This window comes from Legionella norrlandica, from assembly GCF_000770585.1.
Classification (GTDB): Bacteria; Pseudomonadota; Gammaproteobacteria; order Legionellales; family Legionellaceae; genus Legionella; species Legionella norrlandica.
The window spans coordinates 1-13,449 of record NZ_JNCF01000072.1 but is presented as its reverse complement, the minus strand read 5'-3'; the positions used below and the strand labels follow the sequence as shown (position 1 = coordinate 13,449).

Below are 13,449 nucleotides of genomic sequence, written 5' to 3'. Positions count from 1 at the left end.
CCGACCTCTTGATTACGAATCAATTGCTCTACCAACTGAGCTACAACGGCATAAATAAAGTATACTTAAGATTGTTTATGTTGCAATACTACCCCTATAGTCCAATCGATATTCTTGCTAACTGGCATGAAATTAATTTTTTGATAACTCTTAAGTCCATAGCCATGGACCATTAAGGCATATAAGTAGGAAGGTAGCATGCAATAATTGAAAACTATGTAATTGGCAGGATATTTTTCTTCAAGGGTTGTCCATTTTTGGTGACAAATATTTTCATCAGCGAAAGAAATCAGTTCCCGGTTAGTAAAATATTGGTTATCCAAAGAGAATATTTTGTCATTAAGCATAAAGGTAATGCCTCCCAAAACGTACCATTTCTCGATAGGATTTGCTGCTAATATTGATTTGATTTTCCGGCTCACTGAATGAACACTATTGACCAAAATGGCAATTTCATCTTTGCAAGCATAGGCATCACCGCGAGCTAATCGCCCACTTGGTAATTCGTATTCATCTGGAAAACAGAATTTTAAATCAAAGAATTGATGTCCCATTTCATTTTGGCCAAGACCAAGAAAACTATGGGAAAATACTGTGTATTGTTTTCCATATAAATTAATGGTGCTTGTATGATCATGTTTAAACGTTGATGGGTTTAAAATCGGGATAATTATTTGGACTGAGGCTCCGCCAATATCCATCACTCCCACCAATGGTTGTAGCTCTTGCTTAAACAAATTTAATTGATAATTAGTCGCAAGCCAGGCAAAAACACCTTCTTCGGTACCAGATATCGTTCTAGCGGTCACAAGCCTCCAATAATATTGCCTATCAAACCAATCAGCTACCATTTGGTTAATGTCTTTATGATGGGTTTTAGGTAATAACCTCATGCCTGCAGTAGAATAAAAATAAACTGGCATCAAAACAGCAGGAGCATCTGAGAATAAATTTTCCATGTAAGCTGAAACAGATTTATGTTCATGCTCAATAGTGGATAAACCTGGAACAGCTTTTCGATTCCATATTTCCCTGATTTCTATAGGTGTATTTGTTTCATCCAAATCATAAGCATAAATGTGTAATCGTGAACTTGAGCTCCCAGCATCAACTACCGCAATACAATGACGATTGATACAATCAGATTTGCCCGCATGGGTAGAAAAAGGAAATAACAAAGAAATACAAATGGGGACGATCCATCGATACATAACTTATCCTTAGCTAACAACTAATAACGCAATTATCCTACATGAGTTAATTTATCTGGTCAAAATAATAATTTAATACTCAAATCCTCTAAAAATAAAAGCATGGGATCAACATAAGCACTTGTTTTTTTATCAGAAATTGAAATATAAACTTAAAAGAAAAATTAATAGAAATTGTTTCTTTAAAAAGCTCAAAATTTATGCTATAAACGCGAAATTTTTCATTTTTTAGCACTTTTTTAATTGGTGAGCAGTTTTAAATTTATACGGATAAATATAACATTAGCTCTATTATTTTTATTAACTATGTGAGAAAAAACAGCCCGTGAAAACTAATATTCCAACCTTATCGAAACCTATTAAAGACAGCGGGTATAGACGCGGATTGAAGGACCGTCATGTTCAACTAATTGCATTAGGTGGAATTATTGGCTCAGGATATTTTCTAGGGACTGGTGAAGTCATTAATCTTGTTGGCCCCTCTGTTTTCATTGCCTATCTGCTAGGCGGGTTAATTATTTACCTAACTATGCTCTGTATGGGTGAATTAGCAGTTGCTATTCCAATTTCTGGTTCCTTTGTTACCTACACTTCTGATTTTATATCTCCTTCTGTGGCGTGTGGTGTCGGGTGGTCGTATTGGATTACATGGGTTGCTTATATACCGCAGAGTGTGTTGCGGGGGGCATCATAATGGAATTGTTTACAGGGATTAGTGGTTATGTTTGGGTAATTTGCTTTGGGCTAATAATTACTTATATTAACCTTGCCAAAGTGGATACATTCGGTGAAATTGAGTTTTGGCTTGCATTAATTAAAATTGTTTCATTACTAGCTTTTGTTTTCTTGGCAATACTGATTTTCTTTGGTCTCATCCACGGCACAGAACCTCCCGGTATAATAGGATTCAAATATCTATTAGGTGATGGCGGCTTGTTACCTAATGGAACCATGTCGTTATTGACAGCCATGGTTCTTTTGCTAGTTAATTATCAAGGATCTGAAATCATAGGACTTGCAGCAGGGGAATCCGAAAATCCAGCCCGCATGATCCCTCACGCCATTCGCAACGTTACTTTCAGAATATTGTTTCTCTATATCATTCCAGTATTTTGTTTGGTTTTAATTTTCCCATGGCAAAAAGCAGGCTTATCAAATTCTGTTTTTGCTGATGCACTTAATTTCTATGGTTTAAAATGGGCTGGGGCAGTAACCAGTTTTGTAACCCTGTCTGCCACCTTATCCTGTGCTAATTCAGGATTTTATGGTGCTGTACGCTCTTTAAATGCACTGGCTCGCGATGGCATGGCTCCTCATGTTTTTTCCAAATTTAATCAAAACTCCGTTCCTCAAAATGCTGTGATTGCTACACTGATAGGAGTTTGGATTCTTTTAGGCGTGGGCTACTTTTTTGGCCAGACAAAACTCTATATAGCCTTGTTATTGGTATCAGGTTTCACTGGGACACTGGCTTGGCTTTCTTTATGCGTTGCTCAAATCAGCTTTAGAAAGCGTTTATACGAGGCTGGATATACCACTAAAGATCTGCGCTATGTAACACCATATTCACCTTATACCGGAATTCTTGCGGTTATTTTAATGGTTGCATCCTTATTTTTCTTAGTACTAAACAAAGATCCCATCTATAAATTATCATTTATTATTGGTGTAGTGAGCTTTATTATACCTGTTATCATCTATAAGCTATTTAATTTATCCAAAGTTAGAAAAAAAGCATTGCATGTAAAAAGTCGAGTAAAATTCCAGGATCTATTCCCGCCACAATAACATCAATCAGAATAGTCTGGCAGCCCAACCAGATTATTCTGTGATAAAGGAAAGATTAGTTGCTAAATTCCCATTTGCCTGATGACTCTTAATTTACCCTTGTGATAAATATGAAACTTCAATTTTAAGTGAAGAAACTGCGGCTTAGTATTCCAGCATCTTTTTCCCCGAATAAGATGTGGGTGCTCTAGATATCCTCTATTTGCTTAGTACTACAAAAGGTATAGACAACTGCTCTAGTTAACAATCAATCATATCAAAAATAGAATATTAATATTTTATTTTATATGTATGTATCCCAATAATTTATGGATTTTTTTATTTATCGGTATTTCAATCATGCTAACACCAGGTCTTTTCAACGCTTTTTGATAAGCGTCCTGGATTTCTTCAATGGTATCTGCACGGCAAGCTTCTGCACCATACCCTTTGGCTAAAGAAACCAGATCTAGCCCTGGTAAATCCAATCCAGGTACATTAGGGGTTTTTTCCAAAAGAGCAAATGACTTTAATATGGCATACTCCTCATTTCTTAGTGCTACGATGATCAGATGAACTTTATGTTGCACTGCAGTCCATATCGATTGCACAGAGTATTGAAAAGAGCCATCTCCTATAATTAAAATAACTGGCCTATTACGCCCATTTCTTCTTTCAGCCAAGGCTAAACCAACAGAAGCTGGCATTCCCCATCCTAATCCCCCCGAACTCATAGCATAAAAAGAATCAGGCTTATTGATAGTCCCTATGCCTGACTTCTGGAATTCATGGGAATTAGAAGGTGATTCCTCTACCAAAACATAGTCCTCCGGTGTATCGAGGGATAGAACATCAAATACTTCTTTTGCAGTAAGAGGATAAATTGGCGAAACTTGAGCCTGGCTTCGCTTTTTCTTCACTTGAGAGGAAAAATTCTTTGGCGCATGACTGTCTTTCACCTCGTCAAGAAGACATTTCAGCGCTAGGCGACTATCAGAAATCAAACTATCACCAACCGGTGACTTGGCCGCTTCATATGGATCATCAATAATTTGAATCAAAGAAGCCCCTTTTGGCAAATATTCCCCTGGAATCCACGGATAATAACGAAATACCGGTGCACCAATAACAATCACCAGATCATGATCAACAAGCATCTGACTTAACAACCCTTTTCCAGAGGGTAATTCCCCTTTAAACAAACCATGGTCTTCTGGAAAAGAAACCAGCTCAGAAAAAGGTCCTTTCCATACTGGCGCACCAAGCCTTTCTGCCAGCATGATAGCCTCATTCCAAGCACCGCTTCTTGCAACATCCCCACCATAGATCAGAACCGGATTTTTACTTTGGTTAATTCTTTTTGCAAAAAAGGAGATTGTGTCAGGATCTGGAGCAGTTTTTATAGAAGTAGTTCGATAAATATCAGCTTTATCAATTGAGCAATTCCATAAATCTAAGGGGATAGAAACAAAAACAGGTCCTGCTGGAGCCTGAGTAGCCATGGCATAAGCACGCATGAAGGTGGCTGGTACATCTTCAGGGCGCATCACTTCATAACTCCATTTGACCCAAGGCTTAGGAAACTCTATTGCCTCACGATTTGTCAAAAATGGCTCCATCAACAACATATCCCTTGTTTGTTGGCCTGCCGTGATAATTAAAGGAGTTTTATTCAATCGAGCAGTCAAAATACAGCCCATAGCATTCCCCATCCCTGCCCCTGTATGCACATTAACAACGACTGGCTTTTTTAATCCTTGCGACAAACCATCCGCAATGCCAACTACACTAGCCTCTTGTAATGCCATTACAAAATTAAAATCTTTAGGGAAATTAGCCAGAAACGTCTCTTCTGTTGATCCTGGATTTGCAACGAAATTCTTAACGTCCAATTTTCTTAACAAATCAAAAGTTACTTCTCTGACCGTTGGCATTCTATCTTCCCTTAAAAAATACTTAACAATCAGTATAGTATATTTTTATTACCGAATAATTGATTAAAACATCAGAAATTTCTATATCAGCTCATTTCTTTGGGCATATATTCTAACCAATCCAAACGTTAACAAAAATTGGGCCACATAATAAGTAAACATAACAAACACCCTAACATCTGCTTGAGCATAAAGGAATAAATTAAGAGCTAAGGTCAAATCCGAAACCAAAAAGAATAAAGCACCACTCCCAACAGTTAAAGTTTCTTTCTTTGCTTGGAAGGCACAAAACACCATGAACATTAAAACACAAAAATAAATCATCACTGGGAGAAATAAGGCACCAAGATGTGGGATCAAAATAAATGCCACAAAGCTCATCAAAACAAGGATAGGCAGATAATAAAGGAAATGTAACTTACTGAATTGAAATGATTTTAAAAACAATGCAATGTAAAAACAATGTGCTAATAAAAAATAACTAATACCTAATTCTAACTGCAATGGAATTGGCAAAGTCAAAGCGATATCCCCTACCAAAGAGAAAACAAGTGCCAATATCAGCAAAATTTTAGCCCATAGAAAAAGTGAAGCTCGCAATACCCCGATGATTAAGCAGGCTATAGGAAGAGGTTTTAAAAAAGTAGTTAATGGGTACTGTATAAATGAGACACTAAGTAAATAAAGAGTTGCTGTAAATAAGAAAAGCCATGCCTCTGGTTTTGGAAAAGAATAATTCATAAAGATTCCTTTTAATTAATCGACTTTCGGTCCTGACATTGTGGGAGTGGAAGATGCGCCATCCCCATACAAATAAGAATTAACCAATACCAAAGCACTCTCAGTTATAGTTAATGCGGCACCAGCCAATCTAATAACACTTAATAATGCTCCTGCCCCACCTGTTTCAGCATAAGTTTCAAACGCCTCGAGCGCTAACAATGTAAATCCTGCTGTAAATTGTACTGCCCCTACAATCTCCCCCATGTAGGTGTAAGCCGAATCATCTCCCTTATTTCGATAAAAACGATTACCAAAAAATCCGATCGCGCCTACTACCATACCACCAACTGCTGTCACTATATTCCCATTAGTCACTTGTTCACTGGTTTTACCCAAAGCATAGAGGATGGCTGGGCCTCTTGTAGCTAATTGAATATTTAATTTTCTTGCATTTTCATACACATCAGGACCCAAGGTACTATTTTCTTTGGGCTCAGATTCAAATTGTTCCTTTGCCATTGCTAACTCCTGTTTATCAAAATTCTGGGTAACTCAATTTTTACTAACAATTAAATCTCTCAGATAATAAAACAACAAAAGAATGCTGCCAAAGATATTATTGATAAACGAGACGGATCGTAAATTTATATCTGTCATTTCTCACAAAGCTTGTTTCTGAATTTATGATATCCTAGCCTTACTATTTAATGCGAAATTGCACTGCAATGGATACACCATAGGGATATATCACTTTAATTGCTCTTTATAATCACAAATTTTTTTAAGTAGTATTCTAAGTCCACCAATTAGAATATGTTGACAATTGCTTAATGTCCTCAATATACTCCCCTCTCAAATAAAACGTAGGGACTGTATGTAGACTTTAACGGGAACACAAAACCGAAAAGCCAACAGCTAGTATGATTAAATTGTTTAAAATGGATTTTCTATGAAATATAAATGCCTTACTTCTTTTTTATTAATTTCTCCTCTATTGGCTTATGGATTGGGCTCCCCAGTAGCTTTTAATGGGATATATGTAGGCGCAGGAGGTGGTAAAATGAAAACCACCTTAAAGTCAGAACGCAAGCAAGTTAATACCAATCCTATCGAATTTTTCTTTGATAAGGAGGAGAAAACACATCTTCATACATCTTTTTTCAGCTTGGATGCAGGCTACTCGCATGCTTTTGAGAATCGCTTTTATACGGCCATAGAACTCACTTATAAGTCCTATGATTCAAATAATCAACATATCCCTAATTACAGTTTTGATGTTCTTTTAAAACCAGGCTTTGTTTTTGCAAGTAATACTGCAATCTTTGGTTTGGTCGGTGTTGGAATGAACAAGGTTGATTTTCCAATACTAAATTATCAATGCACTCGTGCAGAAGGATGTGGACCTAGCACATTTGTGTACGACAACAGAGTTAATCAATTTTTTGCTTTCACAACGGTGGGTGCAGGTATAAAACAAGCACTGACTAATAGATTCTCCATTAGCTTAGAAGGCCAATATATAGTGCAAAGAGATTTTGCTTACTCAGGAGTAACCTATTCACCAAATGCTCTCATTTGGAATATGCATAACTATAAGATTCAGAACACCAGCGCACAAGGATTACTGAAATTGGATTATCTATTTGTAAATGTATAGCTAAACAATAGGCCTAATGCCACACTAAAGGCTAGCGTTTTACTCATTGTATTCAAACCCTTACCCAAACCCACCCAAATAGGTATAAATTTAATTTATCGTCTATAGTTAAATTAATCTAAAATAATAAGAAAAAAGAGGGAAACATGTTAAAACGCTGGCTAGGTGTAGCATCGTTGTTGTGCTTACTTAATAATCCTTGTTTTGCTGAGGAACATGAGATTGCCATTACCATTGATGATTTGCCCTTTGTAGGGTCAGGAACTAATACCCCAGGAAATCTAAAACGAACGCAAGAACGATTTATGGCTATAGTCAATACGTTGGTCGAAAATCAAGTTCCAGCTACCGGTTTCGCCATAGGGGGTGCCATTGCTAAAAATGAATGGGAATTACTGGAAATTTTTCGCAATCAAGGGTTTTCGATTGGGAACCACACCTATAAACATCGTAGCTTAAACTCGATGACCGCAGAAAATTATATTGCTGACATAGAAAAAGCAGATACTATTTTAACTCCTGTTATGACTGTACCAAAATTTTTCCGCTACCCTTACCTTGCAGAAAGCAGTGGAGAAAAAAAACAAAAAGTCCATGAATGGTTAGCTGCCCACCAATATACGATTGCACCCGTAACCATAGACAGTAAGGATTATGAATTTAATGCACAATTCTATAGAATACCTTATAGACAAAGACCTCAGAGGTTAAGCCAATTCAAAAAGCGTTATTTGGCATTTATATGGCAACAAACATTAAGGGCAGAAAAAAAGGCCAAGAAAGTAGAAGGTCAGCCAGTCAAGCATATTTTGTTAATACATGCCAATTTAATTAACAGCTTATGTTTAGGCGATATTATTGAAATGTATAAAAGCAATGGTTATAAATTCATTACCTTAGAAGAGGCCTTAAAAGGGAATACTGCCACCCCAATCAATGACTCTTCAACAAAAGAAACTTCGGAAAATCCAGAACCTGAGAAAAAAGAAATAACGAATGAGTCTTCATCATGAGCTAGAATTGTTGCTTCATGGGCAGCAAATCTAAAAATCCAGGTAAGTGCATTAGGCAAAATCATAACTCGGAAAATGCCTCCGTCTTATGGTTTCGCCTAATGGCACAACGCTATACTTATTGGATCAACAAAAAAATATTTACTTCAATTGAGCCAATCGAGATAATGCGTGAGCTGGCAAAAGAAGCCAGTAATGTCCTTCATTTTTCATATGCCCAGCAATTAAGGTAGCCTTATCACCACCGCCCCAAAATACATCGCCCCTCACCTTACCTCGAATGGCCCCTCCAGTGTCTTGGGCTATCATCAAGCGTTGCATAGGCTTATTAATGTTAGGGTCATTGCTGTCTGGTCTTGTGGTGTTTAACCACAGAGGAGCTCCCATAGGAACCCATTGTTTATCAATAGCAAGGGAATAGCCAGGTGTTAACGCCACTCCTTGCGAACCTAAAGCAGCCTCCAATGATAATTTTCGGAAAAAAACAAATGATTTATTTTGATTAATTATTTTATTCATTTTTTTAGGATGTGCTTCTAGATATTTCTTAATCCGTTGCATAGAAGCATTATGCTTAGTCATGACCCCTTTTTTTATTAGCACTCCAGCAATAGCAGTATAAGGCGCGCCGTTTTGCCCATCATATCCTATATAAATTCTCTTCCCGTCCTCCAGTTCAATAATGCCTGATCCCTGAATTTCAAGAAATAATCTATCGACAGGACTCTGGATCCAAACTAAAACACGAGCTTTATCCTTAATAGCTCCTTTATTAATCTCTTCTCGGGTATAGTAAGGCACTACCTTATTACCTACAATTCGGCCAATAATTTTCTTGTTTTTTAAGTCAGGAAGAAATAAACCTAAATCCACCGTTACAAGATCGCTTGGCAATTCATAAATAGGAACGCTAAATTCCTCAGATTTGGTGTAACTGCCTTTGATCAAAGGCATATAGTAGCCGGTAAATAAACCTTTCACCGGTTTATTATCATAGAATTCTACAGGTACAAACCACTCTTGGAAGAAGCGTTTAGCTAATTTTTCATTGGCAGGATTTATTCTTAAAGCAGCACGACAGGCTGGATGCCAATCTTTGGCTTGCAAATCAATTTGCTCTGTGCCTACAACGCGTTCTGGATCTTGTTTTAGGAAAGCTCGACAAGAGGTTTGGAAGGTCTCCAGCGATTTTTTAAATTGTGCCTTATGCCAACCTGGCAATTGCTTAAAGCTTACCTGCCGAAAAACAGGTTTAGGAGTCTCTAACCGCAACCACCATATTACCGCTATTCCTAAGATAATTCCAATCAGGATTAATGTCAGATAAATTAATTTCGATTTCATAGGAGGTCAATTTTTACACGTGATGGAGAAAATTGCAACTAAATTCTCCCTTTAATTAGTTCATCTTACTATAAAAATAGTCTGCTTATAATAATTTTTTCTATTATTTCAATTAATTAAACATATAATTTTATCTAAATTATATGAGTTCGATATCAGCAAAATCGGAGGTTTTACTGATATCAAACTGGATTGTCATTATTATTTAATAAGATAAGTATAATTTTTGCGATCTGAGAGATACCTCCAGCTGATTACCCCTTCCTTAATCATAATTTCTTCTTCTGAACAAACTGGTAAGTTGCTGCCCAGTTTAATAAATCTTAATTGGATAATACCAAAACTATTATCTTGACCATTCTGTAATAGTGTCACTCTAAAATGATGAGAATTATATTTTTGCCCTTGCTTAGCAACCAGTAGACAAGAGAACTCTCCGAGATCTTCAATTAGGTAACAATATCGGTATTCATCTGTATTCTTTGCACAACATTCGCCATTAATTACTCTTTTGATCGCCTCATTAGCGCCAACATCCTGTAAAGTGCAATTTTTCTTCTTCAATGATGCGAAGTGAACAAAATTCATAGCGGAATGCTCGAGTTGATAAAAATTATAATGAGACTTCTCTTGCCGATTCATTACTTTGTAGTATGCTAATGCTTGCTGCATACCTATTATTACCAACAGGCTGATCACCAAAATGATACAAAGCGTCATACAAAAAATAAAACCGGAGCATTGTTTTTTCATGAGGATCGCACCGATACGCTTAGTTTACGATAATTGGCTTCATCTGCCCTAAACATTAAATTCAACACTTGTTCTTCAGATCCAGCTTCTTTCATTACAGAAAACTCATGAATAAAAGGGCTTAACTCTTCCGTTTGAAATAACTTGTAAAATAAAGCATTTTCTCCTGCGTTATTTTGTTGAATAAACCATTTTTCCTCTAGCCACTCTCCCAAATATATAGTCTTACCATAGGAAAATACCAAAGGTTTCCTTAAAGCAATCAGTTGTCCATTTCTCAATTTATTGATACTCAAAATTTCATGAACTTCAGCATGATTACAATCAGAGATAATAATCGGATGTTTTATATTGGATACGATCTCTTGAGAAGTGATTATTTGTGTTGGGCTCAAAATATTGACTACTTCAGCAAAGAATTCACTCATTCTGTTAATCTGAAGGCGAGATCGTGATGTATTTTCAATTTGAAAACCAACAATTGTCCTTCCCAAATGTCGCGAATCACTTGTTTTTAATCTTTCAATATTAAGGCAGGGAGTAAATCCAGCTTTTCTAATGCTGTCACTTATCAAATCGCTCGCCCATTGCAAATCTAAATTAATTTCTAGCAATTTTTGTTCTTTTAAGTATTGCGATTTGCAACTTAGATACAATTGAGTAAGAACAATTGTCATAAGACTTGCCAAAAACAGGCTAATTAATATTTCTGATAAGCCAAATCCTGCTTGCACCTTCACTTTAATATCAGGGGAGATCATAGGAGCGCTTCATTGAGTAGAGATTTTTGAACCAACTAATTTGCAACGTCATATTTTTTTGAGATTGCTTTACATCGATATAATATTCTGAGGGGGGAGAAGGCAAATTCACCTTATCGAAATATAAAGATTCATCTACTTGATCTAGAAGTTGGGAAGCGTGGGCTTTCCAACTAAGCTGCCGAATTAATTCTTTAGTTTTCCCTTGCTGTTCAACTAGCATTAAGGCTACTGTTGTCACTAGCATCAATGACACCAGCACTTCTACCAGGGTGAGTCCCTTTTGCTTATCCATAATCTTTTTCCTGAGGTTGGTTTCCATGCAAAGAGTACCCTTCTATAAAGAAAGATTCAACATCTCTTTTAAGAAATTCTGAAACAGGGTTTATAAAACTCAAAGACTGATGAACAGGATAAAAATTTATAACTGTCCATGCAAAACTAAAGATTGAATTAGAGCCATTTTTTAAAATTTGGGATAGGGAATTATAAGTTTTGCAAAAAGTAAATTGATTCGTGACAGGTCGTCCTTGCTTCGGTAATATAAAACTTTTGCTGTTTAGGAACAGTTATGACTATTGATTTTCAACACTTACCTCATGCAGGAATACGTTCTTTAGTTCCCTATAAACCTGGCAAATCGATAGAGGAACTCACCAAAGAAAAAGGATTAACCGATATTATCAAGCTGGCAAGCAATGAGAATCCTTTAGGCTGCAGTCCATTAGCGTTATCTGTCATACAACACATGTCCGCGCATTCCATTGCCACCTACCCATCTCCTTTGAATCATCCTTTAATGCCAAAGCTTGCCCAAAAATTGAAAATAAGCACTGAACAATTATTTTTAAGTAACGGCTCTGATTATCTATTTAATATTTTGTTAAATTGCTTTGCGCTCCATACTAATAAGCATATTCTTACTCATGACTATGCGTTCAGTACCTATGCAATTCAGGCTAGCTCATTACAAATACCAGTAAAAAGCGTGACTGTTGACAGCAATTGGAAAGTTAATATTGATCAGTTGATTAATGCCTGTAATCAACATACTGGGCTCATTTTTATAGCAAATCCTAATAATCCAACAGGATTGTTAATCCCACAGAAAGAAATTAAATATTTATTAGAGCAGATACCTGAAAGTACCATTTTGGTGCTGGATGAAGCCTATTATGAATTTGCCGCTCATCAATTGAGTGGTAATAGTCTAGATTGGATCGAGGAGCACCCTAATTTGGTGGTTACACGAACTTTTTCAAAAATCTATGGTATGGCTGGCTTACGGCTAGGTTATGCGATTGGCAATCCCAACATTATCAGCATATTACAAAGAGTACAATTACCATTTACTGTAAATCAGATTGCCCTTGCTGCAGCCTATGCCTGCGTGGATGATGAAGAGTTTATTCAGTTAAGTCTAAAAATCAATAGTGAAGGGATGACTCAGCTGTGTGAAGGTTTTAATCAACTTAACTTAGAATATTTACCGTCTTCCTGCAATTTTCTAACTTTTGATTGTAAAGAAGACGGAATGTCCCTTTACAATTATCTTTTAGATAGAGGCATAATAGTAAGGCCTCTGCATGCTTATAAAATGAATAATTACATCAGAGTAACTATTGGGACCAAAGAGCAAAATATCAGATTTCTAACTGAGCTGAAAAATTATTATTTATCAATATGAGAATCTGTTAGCATTTCAATAGATTGAGTCGAAAGGCTTTGATTTATAAGTACAATAGCGAAGCCAGAGGTTGGTTGTGGGCGGCGGTACCCAAAAATCAAAATCTTGCGCCAAGATTTATGAATGTCACCGGATCCTAAATTAAAATGAGGAAGCAAAATGGCTAGTGATTTAAGTAGTAAGCATTGTGAATCTTGTGAAGGAATAGGCGCCCCACTCAATCCTGAGCAAATCAAAAATTTAATGCCACAATTGAATAAATATTGGGGGATTACTGAGGACAATCGCATGATCAAGCGTGCTTTTTCCTTTAAAAATTTTTATGAAACTATGGCTTTCGTCAATGCAATTGCCTGGATAGCCAACGTTGAAAACCACCACCCTGACTTGGAAGTAGGTTATAATTATTGCCGCGTCCATTTCATGACTCATGCGCTTAATGGCCTAACACACAATGACTTTATTTGCGCAGCAAAAATAGACAAGTTATTAATTGATTAAACATATCGATTGCATTAGATTCTGGTACTGTGGTCTGTTTTGAACTTCGCTTCAGTGAATATCTTGTAGCTCATTATCCGTAACCGTTCACGCCTCTT

At 36.6% G+C, this 13,449-nt stretch carries 12 protein-coding genes and 1 pseudogene; 5 read left to right on the top strand and 8 right to left on the bottom strand.

The annotated features are described in order from the left end of the window. Window positions 1-65: 65 nt before the first annotated feature. Complete coding sequence (locus OK13_RS12135) at window positions 66-1,211, bottom strand: multidrug DMT transporter permease (protein ID WP_035891147.1); 1,146 nt, start codon at window positions 1,209-1,211, stop codon at window positions 66-68. 325 nt (window positions 1,212-1,536) lie between these two features. Here OK13_RS12135 and OK13_RS12130 point away from each other — a divergent pair. After that, window positions 1,537-2,999 (top strand): annotated as a pseudogene (locus OK13_RS12130) (amino acid permease). A 278-nt stretch (window positions 3,000-3,277) separates the two neighbouring features. Here the strand turns inward: OK13_RS12130 and mdlC are convergent. The 3 genes from mdlC to OK13_RS12115 form a co-directional block, all read right to left on the bottom strand. After that, window positions 3,278-4,912 carry a benzoylformate decarboxylase gene (gene mdlC / locus OK13_RS12125; protein ID WP_035891145.1) on the bottom strand — a complete coding sequence of 545 codons (1,635 nt, stop codon included), beginning with the start codon at window positions 4,910-4,912 and terminating at the stop codon, window positions 3,278-3,280. Between the two features lie 81 nt (window positions 4,913-4,993). Further along, a complete protein-coding gene (locus OK13_RS12120) occupies window positions 4,994-5,653 on the bottom strand; it encodes a lysoplasmalogenase (RefSeq protein ID WP_035891142.1) in 660 nt (219 codons plus the stop codon). A gap of 15 nt (window positions 5,654-5,668) precedes the next feature. Next, window positions 5,669-6,154 carry a hypothetical protein gene (locus OK13_RS12115; RefSeq protein WP_035891139.1) on the bottom strand — a complete coding sequence of 162 codons (486 nt, stop codon included), beginning with the start codon at window positions 6,152-6,154 and terminating at the stop codon, window positions 5,669-5,671. 430 nt (window positions 6,155-6,584) lie between these two features. Here OK13_RS12115 and OK13_RS12110 point away from each other — a divergent pair, with 430 nt between their 5' ends. Next, on the top strand, window positions 6,585-7,292 hold the full coding sequence (locus tag OK13_RS12110) for an outer membrane protein (protein WP_035891136.1): 708 nt from the start codon (window positions 6,585-6,587) through the stop codon (window positions 7,290-7,292). Between the two features lie 146 nt (window positions 7,293-7,438). Further along, entirely contained in the window at window positions 7,439-8,305 is an 867-nt protein-coding gene (locus OK13_RS12105; protein WP_035891134.1) for a polysaccharide deacetylase family protein, read from the top strand. 141 nt (window positions 8,306-8,446) lie between these two features. Here the strand turns inward: OK13_RS12105 and mltA are convergent, their stop codons facing one another. The 4 genes from mltA to OK13_RS12085 all read right to left on the bottom strand — a co-directional run bounded on the left by mltA (window position 8,447) and on the right by OK13_RS12085 (window position 11,458). After that, a complete protein-coding gene (gene mltA, locus OK13_RS12100; protein ID WP_035891131.1) occupies window positions 8,447-9,649 on the bottom strand; it encodes a murein transglycosylase A in 1,203 nt (400 codons plus the stop codon). Window positions 9,650-9,850: 201 nt separating this feature from the next. Then, window positions 9,851-10,402 carry a hypothetical protein gene (locus OK13_RS12095; RefSeq protein ID WP_035891130.1) on the bottom strand — a complete coding sequence of 184 codons (552 nt, stop codon included), beginning with the start codon at window positions 10,400-10,402 and terminating at the stop codon, window positions 9,851-9,853. After that, window positions 10,399-11,163: a PilW family protein gene (locus tag OK13_RS12090; RefSeq protein WP_052117679.1), complete on the bottom strand. Its 765-nt coding sequence runs from the start codon at window positions 11,161-11,163 to the stop codon at window positions 10,399-10,401. Before OK13_RS12090 ends, OK13_RS12095 begins: the two co-directional genes overlap by 4 nt. Then, window positions 11,150-11,458 (bottom strand): type IV pilus modification PilV family protein, encoded by a 309-nt coding sequence (locus tag OK13_RS12085; RefSeq protein ID WP_035891127.1) that lies wholly within the window; start codon window positions 11,456-11,458, stop codon window positions 11,150-11,152. Before OK13_RS12085 ends, OK13_RS12090 begins: the two co-directional genes overlap by 14 nt. A gap of 276 nt (window positions 11,459-11,734) precedes the next feature. Here OK13_RS12085 and hisC point away from each other — a divergent pair, with 276 nt between their 5' ends. After that, on the top strand, window positions 11,735-12,850 hold the full coding sequence (gene hisC, locus OK13_RS12080) for a histidinol-phosphate transaminase (protein ID WP_035891125.1): 1,116 nt from the start codon (window positions 11,735-11,737) through the stop codon (window positions 12,848-12,850). A 159-nt stretch (window positions 12,851-13,009) separates the two neighbouring features. Continuing rightward, the gene (locus OK13_RS12075) at window positions 13,010-13,351 is read left to right on the top strand and encodes a 4a-hydroxytetrahydrobiopterin dehydratase (protein WP_035891122.1); all 342 of its coding nucleotides are present in this window, start codon (window positions 13,010-13,012) and stop codon (window positions 13,349-13,351) included. Window positions 13,352-13,449: the final 98 nt, after the last annotated feature.

What these genes read in the sequence shown, in the direction of transcription:
- mdlC (WP_035891145.1), bottom strand. Translation starts at nt 4,912, where the DNA reads ATGCCAACGGTCAGAGAAGTAACTTTTGATTTGTTAAGAAAATTGGAC.
- OK13_RS12085 (WP_035891127.1), bottom strand. Translation starts at nt 11,458, where the DNA reads ATGGATAAGCAAAAGGGACTCACCCTGGTAGAAGTGCTGGTGTCATTG.
- OK13_RS12135 (WP_035891147.1), bottom strand. Translation starts at nt 1,211, where the DNA reads ATGTATCGATGGATCGTCCCCATTTGTATTTCTTTGTTATTTCCTTTT.
- OK13_RS12075 (WP_035891122.1), top strand. Translation starts at nt 13,010, where the DNA reads ATGGCTAGTGATTTAAGTAGTAAGCATTGTGAATCTTGTGAAGGAATA.
- OK13_RS12090 (WP_052117679.1), bottom strand. Translation starts at nt 11,163, where the DNA reads ATGATCTCCCCTGATATTAAAGTGAAGGTGCAAGCAGGATTTGGCTTA.
- hisC (WP_035891125.1), top strand. Translation starts at nt 11,735, where the DNA reads ATGACTATTGATTTTCAACACTTACCTCATGCAGGAATACGTTCTTTA.
- OK13_RS12120 (WP_035891142.1), bottom strand. Translation starts at nt 5,653, where the DNA reads ATGAATTATTCTTTTCCAAAACCAGAGGCATGGCTTTTCTTATTTACA.
- mltA (WP_035891131.1), bottom strand. Translation starts at nt 9,649, where the DNA reads ATGAAATCGAAATTAATTTATCTGACATTAATCCTGATTGGAATTATC.
- OK13_RS12115 (WP_035891139.1), bottom strand. Translation starts at nt 6,154, where the DNA reads ATGGCAAAGGAACAATTTGAATCTGAGCCCAAAGAAAATAGTACCTTG.
- OK13_RS12095 (WP_035891130.1), bottom strand. Translation starts at nt 10,402, where the DNA reads ATGAAAAAACAATGCTCCGGTTTTATTTTTTGTATGACGCTTTGTATC.
- OK13_RS12105 (WP_035891134.1), top strand. Translation starts at nt 7,439, where the DNA reads ATGTTAAAACGCTGGCTAGGTGTAGCATCGTTGTTGTGCTTACTTAAT.
- OK13_RS12110 (WP_035891136.1), top strand. Translation starts at nt 6,585, where the DNA reads ATGAAATATAAATGCCTTACTTCTTTTTTATTAATTTCTCCTCTATTG.